This is a genomic window from Citrobacter freundii complex sp. 2025EL-00176, from assembly GCF_053309355.1.
Genome location: NZ_JBRYHT010000001.1, coordinates 76,676 through 96,141 on the forward strand (window position 1 = coordinate 76,676; position 19,466 = coordinate 96,141).

19 protein-coding genes and 5 tRNA genes are annotated in these 19,466 nt (G+C 52.5%); 15 read left to right on the forward strand and 9 right to left on the reverse strand.

The window, feature by feature from the left end; all coding sequences use genetic code 11:
- Positions 1 to 2 precede the first annotated feature (2 nt).
- The 11 genes from tolA to pnuC all read left to right on the forward strand — a co-directional run bounded on the left by tolA (position 3) and on the right by pnuC (position 6,864).
- Positions 3 to 1,259, forward strand: a complete 1,257-nt coding sequence (tolA, locus tag ACVXHP_RS00390) for a cell envelope integrity protein TolA (protein ID WP_200007219.1) — start codon at positions 3 to 5, stop codon at positions 1,257 to 1,259.
- Positions 1,260 to 1,387: 128 nt separating this feature from the next.
- Complete coding sequence (gene tolB, locus ACVXHP_RS00395) at positions 1,388 to 2,680, forward strand: Tol-Pal system beta propeller repeat protein TolB (RefSeq protein WP_038638949.1); 1,293 nt, start codon at positions 1,388 to 1,390, stop codon at positions 2,678 to 2,680.
- Between the two features lie 34 nt (positions 2,681 to 2,714).
- Positions 2,715 to 3,233: a peptidoglycan-associated lipoprotein Pal gene (gene pal, locus ACVXHP_RS00400; RefSeq protein ID WP_006685431.1), complete on the forward strand. Its 519-nt coding sequence runs from the start codon at positions 2,715 to 2,717 to the stop codon at positions 3,231 to 3,233.
- A 9-nt stretch (positions 3,234 to 3,242) separates the two neighbouring features.
- A complete protein-coding gene (gene cpoB / locus ACVXHP_RS00405) occupies positions 3,243 to 4,031 on the forward strand; it encodes a cell division protein CpoB (protein WP_447570656.1) in 789 nt (262 codons plus the stop codon).
- A gap of 165 nt (positions 4,032 to 4,196) precedes the next feature.
- Positions 4,197 to 4,272 (forward strand) — tRNA-Lys (locus tag ACVXHP_RS00410).
- A gap of 137 nt (positions 4,273 to 4,409) precedes the next feature.
- Positions 4,410 to 4,485 (forward strand) — tRNA-Val (locus ACVXHP_RS00415).
- 3 nt (positions 4,486 to 4,488) lie between these two features.
- Positions 4,489 to 4,564 (forward strand) — tRNA-Lys (locus ACVXHP_RS00420).
- 45 nt (positions 4,565 to 4,609) lie between these two features.
- Positions 4,610 to 4,685 (forward strand) — tRNA-Lys (locus ACVXHP_RS00425).
- A 33-nt stretch (positions 4,686 to 4,718) separates the two neighbouring features.
- Positions 4,719 to 4,794 (forward strand) — tRNA-Lys (locus tag ACVXHP_RS00430).
- 280 nt (positions 4,795 to 5,074) lie between these two features.
- Positions 5,075 to 6,118, forward strand: a complete 1,044-nt coding sequence (nadA, locus tag ACVXHP_RS00435) for a quinolinate synthase NadA (protein ID WP_447570657.1) — start codon at positions 5,075 to 5,077, stop codon at positions 6,116 to 6,118.
- Positions 6,119 to 6,144: 26 nt separating this feature from the next.
- Positions 6,145 to 6,864, forward strand: a complete 720-nt coding sequence (pnuC, locus tag ACVXHP_RS00440) for a nicotinamide riboside transporter PnuC (RefSeq protein ID WP_447570658.1) — start codon at positions 6,145 to 6,147, stop codon at positions 6,862 to 6,864.
- Here the strand turns inward: pnuC and zitB are convergent.
- Positions 6,861 to 7,802 carry a CDF family zinc transporter ZitB gene (zitB, locus tag ACVXHP_RS00445; RefSeq protein ID WP_304697546.1) on the reverse strand — a complete coding sequence of 314 codons (942 nt, stop codon included), beginning with the start codon at positions 7,800 to 7,802 and terminating at the stop codon, positions 6,861 to 6,863. The two genes, pnuC and zitB, sit on opposite strands and share 4 nt — an antisense overlap.
- A gap of 113 nt (positions 7,803 to 7,915) precedes the next feature.
- Positions 7,916 to 8,290: a YbgS-like family protein gene (locus ACVXHP_RS00450; protein WP_447570659.1), complete on the reverse strand. Its 375-nt coding sequence runs from the start codon at positions 8,288 to 8,290 to the stop codon at positions 7,916 to 7,918.
- Between the two features lie 316 nt (positions 8,291 to 8,606).
- Here ACVXHP_RS00450 and aroG point away from each other — a divergent pair, with 316 nt between their 5' ends.
- Complete coding sequence (gene aroG / locus ACVXHP_RS00455; protein WP_137350192.1) at positions 8,607 to 9,659, forward strand: 3-deoxy-7-phosphoheptulonate synthase AroG; 1,053 nt, start codon at positions 8,607 to 8,609, stop codon at positions 9,657 to 9,659.
- 73 nt (positions 9,660 to 9,732) lie between these two features.
- On the opposite strand, the gene gpmA is transcribed toward aroG, so the two are convergent.
- The 7 genes from gpmA to modE form a co-directional block, all read right to left on the reverse strand.
- A complete protein-coding gene (gene gpmA / locus ACVXHP_RS00460) occupies positions 9,733 to 10,485 on the reverse strand; it encodes a 2,3-diphosphoglycerate-dependent phosphoglycerate mutase (RefSeq protein WP_003022999.1) in 753 nt (250 codons plus the stop codon).
- A 233-nt stretch (positions 10,486 to 10,718) separates the two neighbouring features.
- Complete coding sequence (galM, locus tag ACVXHP_RS00465) at positions 10,719 to 11,759, reverse strand: galactose-1-epimerase (RefSeq protein WP_447570660.1); 1,041 nt, start codon at positions 11,757 to 11,759, stop codon at positions 10,719 to 10,721.
- Positions 11,753 to 12,901 carry a galactokinase gene (gene galK, locus ACVXHP_RS00470; RefSeq protein WP_200007205.1) on the reverse strand — a complete coding sequence of 383 codons (1,149 nt, stop codon included), beginning with the start codon at positions 12,899 to 12,901 and terminating at the stop codon, positions 11,753 to 11,755. The genes galM and galK overlap by 7 nt, the downstream gene beginning before the upstream one ends.
- Before the next feature lie 3 nt (positions 12,902 to 12,904).
- Positions 12,905 to 13,951 (reverse strand): galactose-1-phosphate uridylyltransferase, encoded by a 1,047-nt coding sequence (gene galT / locus ACVXHP_RS00475; RefSeq protein WP_447570661.1) that lies wholly within the window; start codon positions 13,949 to 13,951, stop codon positions 12,905 to 12,907.
- 9 nt (positions 13,952 to 13,960) lie between these two features.
- Positions 13,961 to 14,977: a UDP-glucose 4-epimerase GalE gene (gene galE / locus ACVXHP_RS00480; protein WP_003831462.1), complete on the reverse strand. Its 1,017-nt coding sequence runs from the start codon at positions 14,975 to 14,977 to the stop codon at positions 13,961 to 13,963.
- Between the two features lie 217 nt (positions 14,978 to 15,194).
- Positions 15,195 to 16,667 (reverse strand): molybdate ABC transporter ATP-binding protein ModF, encoded by a 1,473-nt coding sequence (modF, locus tag ACVXHP_RS00485; RefSeq protein ID WP_316128705.1) that lies wholly within the window; start codon positions 16,665 to 16,667, stop codon positions 15,195 to 15,197.
- A gap of 67 nt (positions 16,668 to 16,734) precedes the next feature.
- Positions 16,735 to 17,523: a molybdenum-dependent transcriptional regulator gene (gene modE, locus ACVXHP_RS00490; protein ID WP_200007196.1), complete on the reverse strand. Its 789-nt coding sequence runs from the start codon at positions 17,521 to 17,523 to the stop codon at positions 16,735 to 16,737.
- A 130-nt stretch (positions 17,524 to 17,653) separates the two neighbouring features.
- On the opposite strand from modE, the gene ACVXHP_RS00495 reads away from it, so the two are divergent.
- The 3 genes from ACVXHP_RS00495 (at position 17,654) to modB (ending at position 19,464) form a co-directional block, all read left to right on the forward strand.
- Positions 17,654 to 17,803 carry an AcrZ family multidrug efflux pump-associated protein gene (locus ACVXHP_RS00495; RefSeq protein ID WP_003023026.1) on the forward strand — a complete coding sequence of 50 codons (150 nt, stop codon included), beginning with the start codon at positions 17,654 to 17,656 and terminating at the stop codon, positions 17,801 to 17,803.
- Positions 17,804 to 18,001: 198 nt separating this feature from the next.
- Positions 18,002 to 18,775 carry a molybdate ABC transporter substrate-binding protein gene (modA, locus tag ACVXHP_RS00500; protein WP_316128704.1) on the forward strand — a complete coding sequence of 258 codons (774 nt, stop codon included), beginning with the start codon at positions 18,002 to 18,004 and terminating at the stop codon, positions 18,773 to 18,775.
- A complete protein-coding gene (gene modB, locus ACVXHP_RS00505) occupies positions 18,775 to 19,464 on the forward strand; it encodes a molybdate ABC transporter permease subunit (protein ID WP_047025492.1) in 690 nt (229 codons plus the stop codon). Before modA ends, modB begins: the two co-directional genes overlap by 1 nt.
- The last annotated feature ends 2 nt before the right edge of the window (positions 19,465 to 19,466 follow it).

Below are 19,466 nucleotides of genomic sequence, written 5' to 3' on the forward strand. Positions count from 1 at the left end.
GAGTGTCAAAGGCAACCGAACAAAACGACAAGCTCAAAAGGGCGATAATTATTTCAGCGGTGCTGCATGTCATTTTATTTGCAGCGCTGATCTGGAGTTCGTTCGATGAGCACATTGATGCTTCAGCCGGCGGCGGTGGCGGTTCGTCCATCGACGCCGTTATGGTTGATCCTGGCGCCGTTGTGCAACAGTACGACAGGCAGCAGCAACAGCAGGCAAGTGCGAAACGTGCAGAAGAGCAGCGTGAAAAACAGGCGCAGCAGCAAGCTGAGGAACTTCGCGAGAAGCAGGCGGCTGAGCAAGAGCGCCTGAAGCAGCTGGAAAAAGAACGTTTAGCCGCGCAGGAAAAAGTGCGTGAGCAGGCGGAACAGCAGAAACAGGCTGAAGCTGCCGCCGCGAAAGCGCAAGAGCAACAGAAACAGGCTGAAGAAGCTGCGGCGAAGGCTGCTGCAGACGCGAAGGCCAAGGCGGATGCGCAGGCGAAACAAGCGGCAGATGCCGCGAAGAAAGCCGCTGCGGACGCACAGAAAAAAGCTGAGGCTGAAGCCGCTAAAGCCGCCGCTGATGCGAAGAAAGTTGCCGAAGCACAAGCAGCTAAGGCTGCCGCAGACGCCGCGAAGAAAGCCCAGGCTGAAGCCGCTAAGCAAGCTGCAGCAGAAAAAGCTGCCGCCGAAAAAGCAGAAAAAGCCGCTGCCGCCAAAGCTGCTGCCGCTGAAAAAGCGGCGGCTGATAAGAAAGCCGCTGCGGAAAAAGCCGCTGCAGACAAGAAAGCTGCTGCCGATAAAGCTGCTGCTGATAAGAAAGCCGCGGCAGATAAAGCCGCTGCAGCGAAAAAAGCGGCTGCTGAGAAGGCCGCTGCTGCCTCGGGCGTTGATGACCTGTTGGGTGACTTAAGCTCCGGTAAGAATGCGCCGAAATCAGGTGGTGGAGCGAAAGGAAACGGTCAACCGGCGAAAGATAGTGGTACAAGTGGTGCAAATGGCGGCGCATCTGGCGCTGACATCAGTGCTTACGCCTCTCAAATTCGTAATGCGATCCAGAGCCGTCTGTATGGTGCTGATTTGTACGCGGGTAAATCTTGCGTACTACATATTAAGTTAGCTCCCGATGGTCTGTTACTGGATGTGACCGAAGAGGGCGGCGATCCGGCATTGTGCCAGGCTGCGCTGACGGCTGCGAAAACAGCCAGAATTCCTAAACCGCCTAGCCAGGCTGTTTATGAAAAAGTAAAAGATGCCAAACTGGACTTTAAACTGTAATAACAACCCCTGAGAAATCGGGGGAAACAGTCTAAGGTTGAGACAGAGTTCTGGTAGTTTTGTGTATTTGAGTTTGTTAACATTCTGCTAAATTATCGTGGGCGTTCCGTCCAGATAAGGGAGATATGATGAAGCAGGCATTACGAGTAGCATTTGGTTTTCTGATGCTGTGGGCAGCAGTGCTGCATGCAGAAGTACGTATCGAGATCACCCAGGGGGTGGACTCGGCACGCCCGATTGGCGTTGTCCCATTCCAGTGGGCAGGGCCGGGTGCTGCACCTGAAGATATCGGTGGTATCGTAGGCGCTGACCTGCGTAACAGCGGTAAATTTAACCCATTAGACCGTTCTCGTCTGCCACAGCAGCCGGGCACCGCGGCGGAAGTTCAACCTGCTGCATGGTCTGCGCTGGGTATTGATGCCGTCGTGGTCGGGCAGGTAACGCCGAATCCGGATGGTTCCTACAGCGTGGCTTATCAGCTGGTTGATACCGGCGGTGCGCCGGGTACCGTACTGGCGCAGAACACCTATAAAGTGAACAAGCAATGGCTGCGTTATGCAGGTCATACTGCCAGTGATGAAGTGTTTGAAAAACTGACCGGTATTAAGGGCGCATTCCGTACCCGTATCGCGTATGTTGTTCAGACCAACGGCGGTCAGTTCCCGTACGAATTACGCGTATCCGACTACGATGGCTACAACCAGTTCGTGGTACACCGTTCTCCGCAGCCGCTGATGTCTCCGGCGTGGTCACCGGACGGTTCTAAACTGGCTTACGTGACCTTCGAAAGCGGCCGTTCTGCGCTGGTTATTCAGACGTTGTCTAACGGCGCTGTTCGTCAGGTTGCTTCTTTCCCGCGTCACAACGGCGCACCTGCGTTTTCTCCGGATGGCAGCAAACTGGCGTTTGCCCTGTCTAAAACCGGTAGCCTGAACCTGTACGTCATGGACATTGGTTCTGGTCAAATCCGTCAGGTGACGGATGGTCGCAGCAACAACACGGAACCAACCTGGTTCCCGGACAGCCAGAATCTGGCCTTTACGTCTGACCAGGCCGGTCGTCCGCAGGTATACAAAGTTAATGTCAACGGCGGTGCTCCGCAGCGTATTACCTGGGAAGGTTCGCAAAACCAGGATGCGGATGTGAGCAGCGACGGTAAATTTATGGTAATGGTAAGCTCGGCTAACGGTCAGCAACACATTGCCAAACAAGATCTGGTAGCGGGTGGCGTACAAGTTCTGTCGTCAACGTTCCTGGACGAAACGCCAAGTCTGGCACCTAACGGCACTATGGTAATCTACAGCTCTTCTCAGGGGATGGGATCCGTGCTGAATTTGGTTTCTACAGATGGGCGTTTCAAAGCGCGTCTTCCGGCAACTGATGGTCAGGTTAAATTCCCTGCCTGGTCGCCGTATCTGTGATAATAAATAATTGATTAATAAAGGAATCATTGAAATGCAACTGAACAAAGTGCTGAAAGGGCTGATGATTGCTCTGCCTGTTATGGCTATTGCGGCGTGTTCTTCTAACAAGAACGCCAGCAATGACGGCAGCGAAGGCATGCTGGGTGCCGGCACTGGTATGGATGCAAACGGCAGCGGCAACATGTCTTCTGAAGAGCAAGCGCGTCTTCAGATGCAGCAGCTGCAGCAGAACAACATCGTTTACTTCGATCTGGACAAGTACGATATCCGTTCTGACTTCGCTGCAATGCTGGATGCTCACGCTAACTTCCTGCGTAGCAACCCGTCTTACAAAGTCACCGTAGAAGGTCATGCGGACGAACGTGGTACTCCTGAGTACAACATTTCCCTGGGTGAGCGTCGTGCAAACGCCGTTAAGATGTACCTGCAGGGTAAAGGCGTTTCTGCTGACCAGATCTCCATCGTTTCTTACGGTAAAGAAAAACCTGCAGTACTGGGTCATGACGAAGCGGCTTACTCCAAAAACCGTCGTGCCGTACTGGTTTACTAAGAGAATTGCATGAGCAGTAACTTCAGACATCATTTAATGAGTCTGTCGTTACTGGTTGGCATAGCGGCCCCCTGGGCCGCTTTTGCTCAGGCGCCAATCAGTAGTGTCGGCTCAGGCTCGGTCGAAGACCGCGTCACTCAACTCGAGCGTATTTCTAACGCTCACAGTCAGCTTTTAACCCAACTCCAGCAACAACTCTCCGATAATCAGTCCGATATCGATTCCCTGCGTGGTCAAATTCAGGAAAATCAGTATCAACTGAATCAGGTTGTTGAACGTCAGAAGCAGATATTGCTGCAGATGAATAATCTTGGCAGCGGTAGCGCGCCTGCGGCGCAGTCTGCGGCTGGGGATCAGAGCGGGGCGACGACCCCTACGCCTGATGCGGGGGCTGCGGCAACGTCAGGGGCTCCGGCGCAAACTGGCGATGCGAATACCGATTACAATGCAGCAATCGCCCTGGTGCAGGATAAATCCCGCCAGGATGACGCGATTGAAGCATTTCAGAACTTCATCAAAAAGTACCCGGATTCTACTTACCTGCCAAATGCCAATTATTGGCTGGGTCAGTTGAATTACAACAAGGGTAAAAAAGATGATGCCGCGTTCTATTTCGCTTCGGTAGTTAAAAACTTCCCGAAATCACCTAAGGCTGCAGACGCGATGTATAAAGTCGGCGTCATCATGCAGGACAAGGGTGACACAGCAAAAGCTAAAGCCGTTTATCAGCAGGTTATCACTAAATATCCTGGCACTGATGGCGCGAAACAAGCCCAAAAACGTCTTGGCGCAATGTAATGCACACCATGCGACCAGAAATCGTGTTATTTCTGGTCGCGTCGTGTGATTCCTAAGCAGTTGAGTTATTTACCTCGAAATTTTTGTTGCGCTAAAATCTGAAATCAGTAATATATGCCGCCGTTGCCAAGGGATATCAAACAGCCTGAAAGCGGCGAAAAAAGTGGGTCGTTAGCTCAGTTGGTAGAGCAGTTGACTTTTAATCAATTGGTCGCAGGTTCGAATCCTGCACGACCCACCAATCGTTCTGGTGGAACGCGATAGTAAAACGTGAAGGATAACGTTGCGCAAGCAACGGCCCGTAGGGCGAGACGAAGTCGAGTCATCCTGCACGACCCACCACTAACTCAGTTAGTAAGTAGTATCCAGCGTAGTATCGGGTGATTAGCTCAGCTGGGAGAGCACCTCCCTTACAAGGAGGGGGTCGGCGGTTCGATCCCGTCATCACCCACCACTCGGGGCGTTAGCTCAGTTGGTAGAGCAGTTGACTTTTAATCAATTGGTCGCAGGTTCGAATCCTGCACGCCCCACCAATTTATTGGTGGCACCGAGTGAAAATTTTCAGGTTATACCCGAGCGGGTCGTTAGCTCAGTTGGTAGAGCAGTTGACTTTTAATCAATTGGTCGCAGGTTCGAATCCTGCACGACCCACCATCCTGAAAGTATAAAGAAGTAAACCGCCATATGGGGGCGTTAGCTCAGTTGGTAGAGCAGTTGACTTTTAATCAATTGGTCGCAGGTTCGAATCCTGCACGCCCCACCAGTGTAAAAAGGCGCCCTAAAGGCGCCTTTTTGCTATCTGCGATATGGAAGATTCGAACCTGCTTACCTGATGCACTTCGCTTATCAGTCCTACAGACGCATTGCTCGCGTAGGCCGGATAAGACGCCAGTCGCCATCCGGCACTCATCACACGCAATTATTGTGACTTTTCTGCGCTAATCCGCTATCTTGTTTAGCATATAAAACAAATCAAACCGAATATGGCGTTCATCACGCTTTTAATCGGTTATTTCGTTAAGCCAGTAAAACGAGAAAGCAAGATGAGCGTGATATTTGATCCCGAAGCTGCAATTTATCCGTTTCCGCCGAAGCCAGCACCGCTGAGTGCGGATGAAAAACAATTTTACCGTGAAAAAATCAAGCGCCTGCTGAAAGAGCGTGATGCTGTTATGGTCGCGCACTATTACACCGATCCTGAAATCCAACAGTTGGCCGAAGAGACCGGCGGCTGTATTTCTGATTCTCTGGAGATGGCGCGGTTCGGCTCAAAACATCCCGCTTCTACGCTGTTGGTTGCGGGCGTGAGGTTTATGGGAGAAACCGCCAAAATTCTCAGCCCGGAAAAGACCATCCTGATGCCAACCCTGGAGGCGGAATGTTCATTAGATCTGGGTTGTCCGATTGACGCGTTCAGCGCATTTTGCGACGCGCATCCGGACCGCACCGTGGTGGTTTACGCCAATACCTCAGCGGCAGTTAAAGCGCGTGCCGATTGGGTTGTGACCTCCAGTATTGCGGTTGAACTTATTGAGCATCTTGATAGTTTAGGTGAAAAAATCATCTGGGCCCCGGACAGACATCTGGGCAACTACGTGCAAAAACAGACCGGTGCAGATGTGCTCTGTTGGCAGGGAGCCTGTATCGTCCACGACGAGTTTAAAACCCAGGCATTAACGCGTATGAAGGGGCTTTACCCCGATGCCGCCGTGCTGGTGCACCCGGAGTCCCCTCAGTCCATCGTTGATATGGCCGATGCGGTCGGGTCAACCAGCCAGTTAATCAACGCAGCTAAATCGTTACCGCATCAGCAGCTGATAGTCGCGACAGACCGGGGTATTTTTTACAAAATGCAGCAAGCGGTTCCGGATAAAGAGTTGCTTGAAGCGCCAACGGCGGGCGAAGGGGCAACCTGTCGCAGCTGCGCGCATTGTCCGTGGATGGCGATGAACGGCCTCAAGGCGATTGCTGAGGGGCTGGAGCAGGGGGGAGCGGCTCATGAAATACATGTAGATGCGGCGCTGCGAGAAGGTGCATTGCTGCCGTTAAACCGCATGTTGGAATTTGCGGCTACACTTCGAGCTTAATTAATTTATTTGCTCTGGGGGAAAAGATGGACTTTTTTAGCACGCAGAACATTCTGGTACATATTCCGATTGGTGCGGGCGGTTACGATCTGTCGTGGATCGAAGCCGTGGGGACGATCGCCGGGTTATTGTGTATTGGCCTGGCGAGCCTTGAGAAAATCAGTAATTATTTTTTCGGGCTGATAAACGTCACGCTGTTTGCGATTATCTTCTTTCAGATCCAGCTCTATGCCAGCCTGTTGCTGCAGGTTTTCTTTTTTGCCGCGAATATCTACGGCTGGTATGCCTGGTCCCGGCAAACCAACCAGCATGAGGCTGAACTGAAAATACGCTGGTTGCCGTTACCGAAAGCGATCGGTTGGTTGGCTGCTTGCGTGGTGGCGATTGGCCTGATGTCAGTCTATATCGATCCGGTGTTTGCATTTTTGACACGTATTGCCGTGAACATTATGCAGGGGCTGGGATTAGGCGTGGCGGCTCCAGAGTTGCAACCCGATGCATTCCCGTTCTGGGATTCCTGCATGATGGTGTTGTCGATTGTGGCGATGATCCTGATGACGCGCAAATACGTTGAAAACTGGTTGCTGTGGGTGATCATTAACGTCATTAGCGTAGCGATCTTTGCCCTGCAAGGCGTATATGCCATGTCGCTGGAATATATGATCCTGACGGTTATCGCCCTGAACGGCAGCAGGATGTGGATTAACAGCGCGCGTGAGCGGGGTTCCCACGCGCTGTCCCATTAATGGTGATGATGTGCATGGCCGGACACGCCCTGATACAGGTGGCAGTCCGGCCCATTGCACGGCTGATATTCCATCTGGATCGTTGCGTGTTCAATCTGGTAGTGATGAATCAGGAAATGTTGAATACGCTCCAGCAGCGCGTCGTGATCGTGCGGCGGGACCACCTGCACATGCAGCGTCATGACCGGTTTTTCACCGACCATCCAGACGTGTACATGATGCACATTGCGAACTTCGGGGATATCCCGGCTGAGATGGCGCTGCAATGCGGCAATATCCAAGGTAAGCGGAGCGCCTTCCAGTAATTCATTTACGCTATCTTTCAATAACCGCCAGGCGCTACGCAGTACCAGTACGGAAACCAGAATCGAGAGAATCGGGTCCGCTGGCGTCCAGCCCGTCCAGATAATAATCAGCGCAGCGATGATTGCCCCAACCGAGCCGAGCAAATCGCCCATTACGTGGAGCGCTGCGGCGCGGACGTTAAGGTTTTTCTCTTCACTGCCGCGATGTAAAACCCAAAAAGCGAGCACGTTCGCCAGTAAACCTGCGACAGCAATGATCATCATCATGCCGCCCGCTACGGGACGTGGCGTATGGAAGCGCTCAATCGCCTCCCAGACGATTAAAATGGTGATTACAACCAATGCGATAGCGTTAACAAACGCGGCTAATGTTGTGAGTCTCAGCCAGCCGAAAGTGTGCCGTATCGTGGGCGGGCGCCTGGAAAACTGGACCGCCAACAGCGCAAACAGGAGCGCTGCGGCATCTGTGAGCATATGTCCGGCATCGGCCAGTAACGCCAGCGAGCCTGAAAGTATCCCACCCACCACTTCAACCAGCATAAATCCGGCTGTGATGCAGAATGCGAAAAGCAGTCTGCGGGCATTATTGTCCTTAGGTTGCTCAGGAGAAGTATGAGTATGTGAGTGCGCCATTATGCCATCCCTTTGTTATTCTCACCTTTACTGTAAGTCATGATACCGTTTTTGGGATGATAAAATTAAAAAGGAGAGCTATTGCTCTCCCGTTATTAGCTTTATTTTCAGCGTTACTGGGTAGTACCGTCAGTTTTGGTGTCGGTATCATTATTGATGCCGTTTCCGGTTTCAACTTTCTTATTGACATCCGGGCAGCGTCCGTCCTTACACATGGTGTTTTTATGCACCTCGTCTTTGGTCATTCCTTCATGGTTCATTGATGAACCGTCCGGATGCAACATCGTGCCACCCGAATTCACGTTATTGTTGTCGACATTATTTGGCGCAACGTTTTCGCGTGCGTCTGGCGCGACCTGACCTGCATCTGCCGCGGAATTAGCCTGGCCGTTATTCGACTGCGTGTTGGTGTCAGCTGCCAGTGCCGCGCCGCTGGCGAGGCTGAGTGTGGCCGTCAAAAAGAGTGAAGTCAGCTTTGTCATATGCATATTATGCTCCTGTTATGATAGAGATGTCGGATAACGTCTTCCAACAGTGCATGTGCCAATACATCAGCAGGACGTGGTTAAAAGTTTTGCTATAAAAATTAAAACCAGCATAGAATCTTGAAATATATGAAAATTTAAGCTGTTGCAGTTATAAATTGTAGTCTGGATCTCTTTTTTCGCTACTTTATTGCGTTTTTTTGGCCTATTCCAGGATTAATCCGTCCAAAGTGTAAAACCCCGTTTACACTTTATGACTGAAGATATAGATTGGAGGGATTGCATTCATTTATATAAGTATGGCAACGCTGGAATAATCATGAATTATCAGAACGACGATTTACGCATTAAAGAGATCAACGAATTATTACCCCCGGTCGCACTGCTGGAAAAATTCCCCGCTACTGAAAATGCCGCCAATACGGTGGCGCATGCCCGTAAGGCGATTCATAAAATTCTTAAAGGCAGTGACGATCGTCTGCTGGTGGTGATAGGGCCGTGTTCTATTCATGATCCGGCAGCGGCTAAAGAGTATGCCGCTCGTTTGCTGGCGCTACGTGAAGAGTTAAAAGGCGAACTTGAAATCGTCATGCGCGTCTATTTTGAAAAACCGCGTACTACCGTAGGCTGGAAAGGACTTATCAACGATCCGCACATGGATAACAGCTTCCAGATCAACGACGGTCTGCGCATCGCCCGTAAACTGCTGCTGGATATCAACGACAGCGGTTTGCCGGCCGCAGGCGAGTTCCTGGATATGATCACCCCACAATATCTTGCCGATCTCATGAGCTGGGGCGCAATTGGCGCCCGTACCACAGAGTCTCAGGTACACCGTGAATTGGCGTCAGGTTTGTCCTGCCCGGTTGGTTTTAAAAACGGTACTGATGGCACCATCAAAGTCGCCATTGATGCAATCAATGCTGCCGGGGCACCGCATTGCTTCCTGTCTGTAACTAAATGGGGCCATTCAGCGATTGTGAATACCAGCGGTAATGGTGATTGCCATATCATTCTGCGCGGCGGCAAAGAGCCGAACTACAGCGCTCAACACGTTGCCGACGTGAAAGACGGTCTGGTCAAAGCGGGGCTTTCTCCGCAGGTGATGATCGACTTTAGCCATGCCAACTCCAGCAAGCAGTTCAAAAAGCAGATGGATGTTGCGAAAGACGTTTGTGGGCAGGTTGCCGGTGGTGAAAAAGCAATTATTGGTGTGATGATTGAAAGCCATCTGGTTGAAGGTAATCAGAACCCGGATAGCGGTGAACCACTGACCTATGGCAAGAGCATTACCGATGCCTGCATTGGCTGGGAAGATACCGATGCGGTGTTACGCCAGTTGGCGGAAGCGGTAAAAGCGCGCCGCGGGTAAGGCAGCGCCGCCATCCGACAATAAAAGAAGCGTGGAGCATTCCACGCTTTTTTCGTTTGACCGGGGATGAAAATTACTTCGCTTTACCCTGGTTAGCAACGGCTGCGGCTTTGGCCGCGATCTCGTCAGCGTTACCCAGATAGTAGTGTTTGATCGGCTTAAAGTTTTCGTCAAACTCATACACCAGCGGTACACCGGTCGGGATGTTCAGTTCGAGGATCTCATCTTCGCCCATGTTATCCAGGTATTTCACCAGCGCACGCAGGGAGTTGCCGTGAGCGGCGATAATCACGCGCTCTCCGCTTTTCATACGCGGCAGAATGGTTTCGTTCCAGTAAGGAATCACGCGATCGATGGTCAGCGCCAGGCTTTCGGTGACCGGCAGCTCTTTGTCAGTCAGTTTGGCATAACGCGGATCGTGACCCGGATAACGCTCGTCATCTTTAGTCAGTTCCGGTGGGGTGACCGCAAAGCCACGGCGCCATTGCTTAACCTGCTCGTCACCGTATTTTTCAGCGGTTTCTGCTTTGTTCAGACCCTGTAGCGCGCCGTAATGACGTTCGTTCAGTTTCCAGGATTTCTCAACCGGCAGCCAGGCCTGATCCAGTTCGTCCAGTACGTTCCATAGGGTATGGATGGCACGTTTCAGCACAGAGGTGTAGGCAAAATCGAAGCTATAGCCTTCCTCTTTCAGCAGTTTACCGGCCGCTTTTGCTTCACCAACGCCTTTCTCGGACAGATCAACGTCATACCAACCGGTAAAACGGTTTTCGTTGTTCCACTGACTTTCACCGTGACGTACCAGAACCAGCTTAGTTACAGCCATACACTCACTCCTATCAATCATATTTAATGATAATAATTCTCATTATATTGCCGTAATGAGTCAGCGGCAATGCTTACGCATAACCATAGCGAAAATAGCGCCACAGTGTAAGGTTCTTGTGAAATCAAGGTTGCGATTTTGTCTTCGGATGGTGGGCTTTTGAGCGGGTTTGCAGCGGAAAACAAACAACAGGCCCGATAAACTTACGCTATCGGGCCTGTCAGGATGAACTGTCAGGCAGGAATAAACTGATATTCCGTCACGCTGGCATACTCTTCACCCGGGCGCAGGAAGCAGTCCGGCTGTGGCCATTCTGGATGGTTCGGGCTGTCCGGCAGAAATTCACTTTCCAGCGCCAGACCTTGCCAGTCTTCGTAGGCCTCCGGCCCACGCGAAGGCGTACCGCCAAGGAAGTTCCCTGAGTAAAACTGCAATGCCGGGGCCGAGGTGTAAACCACCATCTGCAGTTTTTCATCCTGAGACCAAACATGAGCCGCCGGAGTACGCGCATTGCCTTGTGCCTGGAGCAGGAAGGCGTGATCGTAACCTTTTACTTTGCGCTGATCGTCATCGGCCAGAAATTCGCTGGCGATGATTTTCGGGGAACGGAAATCAAAAGTGCTTCCGGCGACGGATTTCAGCCCGTCATGCGGGATACCCATTTCGTCTACGGGTAAATACTCGCCCGCCAGAATTTGCAGCTTGTGCTGGCGCACATCCGTTTTGTCACCATCGAGATTAAAATAGACATGATTCGTCAAATTTACCGGGCAGGGCTTATCAACCGTGGCACGGTAGGTTATCGAAATCCGATTATCGTCAGTCAGGCGATACTGCGCGGTGGCGCAAAGATTACCAGGGAAACCCTGGTCGCCATCGTCAGACGTTAAGGCAAACAGCACCTGACGGTCATTCTGATTCACTATCTGCCAGCGACGTTTGTCGAAACCGTTCGGTCCGCCGTGCAGTTGGTTATCACCCTGGCTTGGCAACAATTCAATGGTTGCGCCGTCAAAGGTATAGCGGCTGTTGGCGATACGGTTAGCGTAGCGGCCAATGGATGCCCCCAGAAACGCAGCCTGTTCCGGGTATTGCTCCGGACTGGCGCAACCGAGCAGGGCTTCGCGCACGCTACCATCGCTAAGTGGAATACGCGCAGAGAGCAGCGTTGCGCCCCAGTCCATGAGCGTGACCACCATCCCTGCGTCGTTACGCAGGGTAAGCAGGCGGAACGGCTGACCGTCGGGCGCCATTACGGGAATTTCGTTTAACATTGTCCGGCTCCTTGTGAAGGTTTACAGACGTAAAATGTTTCTTTAATACCGGTTTTGGCTTCGTACTGTTCGGCGACAGCCTGCTGCACGGCAGGCACCAGATCTTGCGGGATCAGCGCCACAATACAGCCCCCGAAGCCGCCGCCAGTCATGCGCACACCACCTTTATCGCCGATGGTTGCTTTGACAATCTCAACCAGCGTATCAATTTGCGGCACGGTAATTTCAAAGTCATCGCGCATTGAAGCGTGAGATTCTGCCATCAGTTGACCCATGCGTAGCAGGTCGCCTTTTTCCAGCGCCTGCGCGGCTTCAACGGTACGCGCATTTTCCGTGATCACGTGACGAACGCGTTTGGCAACAATCGGATCCAGTTCGTGGGCGACAGCGTTAAAGGTTTCAAAGCTGACATCACGCAGCGCAGGTTGTTGGAAGAAACGCGCCCCGGTTTCACACTGTTCGCGACGGGTGTTGTATTCACTCCCCACCAACGTGCGTTTAAAATTACTGTTGATGATCACCACCGCCACGCCCTCAGGCATGGAAACGGCTTTGGTCCCCAGCGTACGGCAGTCGATCAGCAGCGCATGATCTTTCTTGCCAAGCGCAGAGATCAACTGATCCATAATGCCGCAGTTACAGCCGACAAACTGGTTTTCAGCTTCCTGGCCGTTCAGGGCAATCTGCGCCCCGTCGAGCGGCAGATGATAAAGCTGCTGGAACACGGTGCCGACTGCTACTTCCAGCGAAGCTGAAGAGCTTAAACCTGCGCCCTGAGGCACATTACCGCTGATCACCAGATCCGCGCCGCCAAAGCCGTTATTACGCTTTTGCAGATGCTTCACCACGCCACGCACGTAGTTTGACCACTGCTGGCTGTCATGGGCGATAATTGGCGCGTCCAGAGAGAACTCGTCCATTTGATTATCGTAGTCAGCCGCGATAACGCGAACTTTTCTGTCATCGCGTGTCGCACAACTAATCACGGTTTGATAGTCGATAGCGCAGGGCAGAACGAAGCCGTCGTTATAATCGGTATGTTCGCCAATCAGGTTTACACGACCCGGTGCCTGAATAGTATGGGTGGCAGGGTAGCCAAATGTTTCAGCAAACAGAGATTGTGTTTTTTCTTTCAGACTCATTATTTAAACTCCGGATTCGCGAAAATGGATGTCGCTGACCGCACGCAGTCGTTCAGCCGCTTGTTCTGCCGTCAGGTCGCGCTGGGTTTCCGCCAGCATTTCGTAACCGACCATAAATTTGCGCACGGTCGCGGAACGCAGCAGCGGTGGATAAAAGTGTGCGTGCAACTGCCAGTGTTGGTTTTCTTCACCGTTAAACGGTGCGCCGTGCCAGCCCATGGAGTAGGGGAATGAGCACTGGAACAGGTTGTCGTAACGACTGGTCAGTTTTTTCAACGCCAGCGCCAGGTCAGCGCGCTGTTCGTCGGTCAAATCGGTGATACGCAGGACATGCGCTTTTGGCAGCAGCAGCGTTTCGAACGGCCATGCTGCCCAGTAGGGCACGATTGCCAGCCAGTGCTCGGTTTCAACGACCGTCCGGCTACCGTCCGCCAGCTCACGCTGGACGTAATCAAGGAGCATCGGCGCGCCCTGTTCGCTGAAGTACGCTTTTTGCAGGCGATCTTCACGTTCGGCTTCGTTGGGCAGAAAGCTATTGGCCCAAATCTGTCCGTGCGGGTGGGGGTTCGAACACCCCATTGCCGCGCCTTTATTCTCAAAAACCTGCACCCAGGGGTAGGTTTTGCCTAAATCTGCCGTCTGTTCCTGCCACGTTTTCACGATTTCTGTTAGCGCAGGCACGCTGAGTTCCGGCAGCGTTTTGCTGTGATCGGGCGAAAAGCAAATCACGCGGCTTGTACCGCGCGCGCTCTGACAGCGCATTAACGGATCGTGGCTGTCCGGTGCGTCCGGGGTATCGGACATTAGCGCTGCAAAGTCGTTAGTAAAAACATAGGTCCCGGTGTAATCCGGGTTTTTATCGCCGGTAACGCGGGTATTACCTGCACACAGGAAGCAGTCCGGGTCATGTGCGGGCAGAACCTGCTTAGACGGTGTTTCCTGTGCCCCTTGCCAGGGGCGTTTTGCACGATGCGGTGAGACGAGGATCCACTGCCCGGTGAGCGGGTTAAAACGACGGTGTGGATGGTCGACAGGATTGAATTGCGTCATGATTGATCCTTAATCCGAATATCCCTGCGGATGGCGTGACTGCCAGTGCCAGGTGTCTTGCGCCATTTCATCCAGAGTGCGCGTTACGCGCCAGTTGAGCTCGCGATCGGCTTTGCTGGCATCTGCCCAGTAGGCCGGAAGATCGCCATCACGACGCGGGGCAAAATGGTAATTCACCGGTTTACCGCAGGCTTTACTGAAGGCGTTGACCACATCCAGCACGCTGCTGCCAATGCCGGCTCCGAGGTTGTAAATATGCACGCCCTGTTTGCCTGCCAGTTTTTCCATCGCGGCGACGTGGCCATCTGCGAGATCCATGACGTGGATATAGTCGCGAACGCCGGTGCCATCTTCGGTTGGGTAGTCGTTGCCAAATATGGCGAGGGACTCGCGGCGGCCAACGGCAACCTGTGCGATGTAAGGCATCAGGTTGTTTGGAATACCTTGCGGGTCTTCACCCATATCGCCTGACGGATGCGCGCCAACCGGGTTGAAGTAGCGCAGTAAGGCGATACTCCAGTCGGGCTGTGCTTTTTGCAGATCGGTCAGGATCTGTTCAACCATCAGCTTACTTTTGCCATACGGGCTTTGTGGTGTGCCGGTGGGGAAACTTTCAACGTAAGGAATTTGCGGCTGATCGCCATAGACGGTCGCGGAGGAGCTGAAAATGAAGTTTTTCACGTTAGCTGCGCGCATGGCATTCACCAGACGCAGCGTCCCGTTGACGTTGTTGTCATAGTATTCCAGCGGCTTGGCAACGGACTCGCCAACGGCTTTTAGCCCGGCAAAATGGATGACGGTGTCAATGGCATGATCGTGCAGAATTTCGGTTATCAGCGCTTCGTTACGGATGTCTCCTTCCACGAAGGTCGGATGCTTGCCGCCTAAACGCTCAATGACGGGCAGAACGCTGCGCTTGCTGTTGCAGAGGTTATCCAGGATCACCACCTCGTGACCGTTTTTCAGCAACTGCACGCAAGTGTGGCTTCCTATGTAACCGCTACCACCTGTAACCAATACTCTCATAATTCGCTCCGTTAAGCCTATGGTATGCAATAACCATAGCATAACAAAGATGCGAAAAGTGTGACATGGAATAAATTAGTGGAATCGTTTACACCATGAGATTTTCACGAGTTTGCATGGGTTTTTTTATTTTAAATCATTGGGTTAAGTTGTTGTCCCGGAGTTTATCTGAAAAAAATGCAGAAAAAAGGGCGTGTTAAACGCCCTCGAATGAAAATTAACGCAGAGAGGTTTGTCGATAGGCGTAGATATCGCCCTCGGGCACAAACTCCAGTCGATGGGTGATGCAGGCTGGAGCGTCTTCAGCGTGGTGGGAGACAAACAGCAGTTGGGTTTCGCCCTCACCGATCAGCACATCGACAAACCGACGAATCAGTTGGCGATTAAGCGGGTCCAGACCTTGCAAAGGCTCGTCAAGGATCAACAACGTTGGGTGTTTAACCAGCGCACGAACAATCAACGCCAGCCGTTGCTGCCCCCAGGAGAGACTGTGGAACGGCGCATCCGCGGTACGTTTATCCATACCCAGAATATCTAACCACTGTTGGACCAGTTTGTGCTGCCTGTCGGAGACGGCCTGATAGATGCCGATTGAATCAAAGTAGCCGGAGAGGATAACGTTGCGTACCGTCGTACTGACCCGGTAATCCAGATGTAGGCTACTGCTGACGTAGCCGATGTGTTTTTTAATATCCCAGATAGTCTCACCGCTACCCCGGCGGCGACCAAACAGCGTTAAATCGTTGCTGTAACCCTGGGGGTGATCGCCGGTGATTAAACTCAGTAGGGTGGATTTTCCCGCACCGTTGGGGCCGACGATTTGCCAGTGTTCCCCCGGATTTACCCGCCAGCTCAGATGATGCAGGATAGGACGATCGTTATACGAGACGGTACCATCATTAAGCACAATACGCGGCTCGTTATCGGACAGCATGCGACGGACCGAAGGCTCATCTGGCTCGGGTAACTGAATACCTTCCAGGCGCTCACTATGGGCAAGTTGAGCGACTAATGCCTGTTGCAGAAGGTCTGCTTTTGCACCGGTTTCCGTCAACGTGCAATCGGCAAGTACACCGGCAAACTGCACGAACTCGGGGATCTCATCAAAGCGGTTAAGCACCAGTACCAGCGTAAAACCTGCCTGGTGCAGCTCAGCGAGCAGTTCTGCTAACTGGCGACGGGACGCCACGTCCAGCCCGTCAAAAGGCTCATCAAGGATCAGTAAATCCGGGGCAGACATTAATGCCTGACAAAGCAGGGTCTTACGTGTTTCACCGGTGGAAAGGTATTTGAAACGCCTGTTGAGCAGGGCGGAAATGCCAAACTGCTGCGCCAGCGCAGCGCAACGCATAGGATCGTTGACCTCATCCTGAATGATTTCAGCGGTGGTGCGCCCGGTGTCATCTTCACCGGGACTGAGAAGGTCGGTGTTGTTTCGCTGCCACTCGTCGCTGACCAGCTTTTGTAGCTGCTCGAAGGAGAGCCGGGTAATACGCGTGAACTGACAGTGTCGCTCGCCTTTCAGTAGCGGTAATTCTCCTGCCAGCGCACGGGCCAGCGCGGATTTCCCGCTGCCGTTAGAGCCAACAAATGCCCAGCTATCACCCGCGTTTAGCGTCAACGCATCTAACTGGAGCGTTTTTGTGTCGCTAAGACGAAACGTGCCTTGCGAAATTTGCAACGATGACATTTTGTATCCCATTATTTGCAGCGATGAATAACAGGGATACGTGTTCTTCAGGCTGATGTCAATCAACTCAGCACAGCGTCGCAATAATCACTTTGTCAGCATTAAAATATGCTGTGGCGTTAGTACCTTCAGCTAAAGCTTGAGTCTGCTCCACTGGCAACGTCGCACACAGCGTCTGGCCGTCTGGCAACGTCATTAACACCTCACACTGTTCTGCGCCGCGTTCGATATGACTAATCATGCCATGCAACTGATTATCGGCGGCCTGAGCGATAGCATCGTCCTGGGTGATCCCCACCCACGGTGCTTTCAACAGAATTAATACTTCTTTACCTTCCTCAAGACCCAAACGCTCACCGCTTTGCGCAGTAATCGCCACCTTCAGACGCGTTTCGCCATCGGCCAACAGGACGTCGACATGCTGTTGAACCTGATCGTGGTCGCGAGCGGTAATCGTGCCAAACCATTGGTTACGGGCGCTGGTTTGCAGTGAAAAGCGGGAAATGGCTGCCAGCAGGCTATTGAGCGGCAGCGCATCGTCATCGCTCAACACATCAAACGCTTTTTGCTGAATTTGTGCGAGTAAATCATACAGTTGGATAAGACGCTGGCCGTAACGCGTCAACACCGCGCCGCCGCCGCCTTTACCGCCAGTGGCGCGCTCAACCAGCGTCTGCTCACTGAGTTGGTTCATTTCGTTAATCGCATCCCAGGCGCTTTTATAACTGATACCTGCATCCTTCGCGCCCTGACTGATGGAACCGGAAAGCGCAATGTGCTTAAGCAGAGAAATGCGACGGGGATCGGCAAACAGTTTTTGCTGAAGTTTCAGCGTAAGAAGGATTTCGGCCTGCATCACAAGCTCCTGGCAAAAAAGGGTATTGTGACGGAAAACCGCGTGCGCGCAAAGCCAACCGCACAAAAGGGGAGTGCTTTTCTGTGTTATGTGGTTAGAATACAACTAAGGACTATATCTGGAGTTGACCATGTTAGAGTTATTGAAAAGTCTGGTATTCGCCGTAATCATGGTACCTGTGGTGATGGCCATCATTCTGGGTCTGATTTACGGACTGGGTGAAGTGTTCAACATTTTCTCCGGTATCGGTCAGAAAGACCAGTCCAGACAGAATCATTGATTCCCCAAACGCCCGCTCAGTCGGGCGTTTATATTTTTGCCTTTCAGCCCGTTATCTCTGCCAACTGTTTCTCAAGATCCTGCTTCTCCTGCCGATATTTTCATGGTGTAACCTCTAATTGGTATTAATAACCGCTGGGAAAATCCTGACTTAACCGTTATATTTGCGCGTACATAACGAAACTCAAAGGAGCTACAGATGGCACGCACATGGTTACGCTTGTTTGCAGGGGCGACGCTTTCTCTTTCTGTCGCAGGACAAGCATTGGCGGATGAAGGGAAAATCACGGTATTCGCAGCGGCTTCGCTCACCAACGCGATGCAGGATATTGCGACGCAATACAAAAAAGAGAAGAACGTTGACGTCGTCTCCTCTTTTGCCTCTTCTTCTACGCTGGCGCGTCAGATTGAAGCGGGCGCGCCTGCTGACCTGTTTATTTCTGCCGATCAGAAATGGATGGATTATGCGGTCGACAAAAAATCGATTGATACCGCCACGCGTGAAACGCTGTTAGGGAACAGTCTGGTGGTTGTGGCGCCGAAAGCCAGCGCCCAGAAAGACGTTACTATCGACAGTAACACCAACTGGACCCGTCTGCTGAATGGTGGCCGTCTGGCTGTCGGCGATCCGGAACATGTTCCGGCAGGCATTTATGCCAAGGAAGCACTGCAAAAATTGGGCGCATGGGATACCCTTGCCCCAAAACTGGCACCTGCGGAAGACGTACGCGGTGCGTTGGCGCTGGTTGAACGTAATGAAGCGCCGCTGGGCATCGTCTATGGTTCCGATGCTGTCGCCAGCAAAGGCGTCAAGGTTGTCGCGACCTTCCCGGAAGATTCACACCAAAAAGTGGAATACCCTATCGCAATTGTTGATGGGCATAAAAACGCAACGGTCAGCGCGTTCTATGATTACCTGAAAGGACCGCAGGCTGCTGAAATCTTTAAACGTTATGGATTTACGACCAAGTAATGATACTGACCGATCCTGAATGGCAGGCCGTCATACTGAGCCTGAAAGTTTCTTCCCTGGCCGTGCTGTTTAGTCTGCCGTTTGGGATCTTCTTTGCCTGGCTGCTTGTGCGCTGCAAGTTCCCGGGCAAAGCGCTGCTCGACAGCGTTTTGCATTTGCCGTTGGTGCTGCCGCCAGTGGTGGTGGGGTATCTGCTGTTGGTCGCCATGGGGCGGCGCGGATTTATCGGCGAGCGGCTGTATGACTGGTTTGGCATCACCTTTGCCTTTAGCTGGCGCGGTGCGGTGCTGGCCGCGGCGGTGATGTCTTTCCCTCTTATGGTACGGGCAATTCGTCTGGCGCTGGAAGGCGTCGACGTCAAGCTGGAGCAGGCGGCCCGAACGCTGGGCGCCGGGCGCTGGCGCGTATTCATGACAATTACCTTACCGCTGATGCTGCCCGGCATTATTGTCGGGACGGTACTGGCGTTCGCGCGTTCCCTCGGGGAATTCGGCGCAACGATTACCTTTGTCTCCAATATTCCTGGCGAAACCCGCACCATCCCCTCGGCGATGTATACCCTGATCCAAACGCCTGGCGGCGAAAGCGCAGCGGCAAGGTTATGCATTATTTCTATTGTGTTGGCGCTGATTTCACTGCTGATTTCGGAATGGCTGGCGCGTATTAGCCGTGAGCGGACGGGGCGATAAGC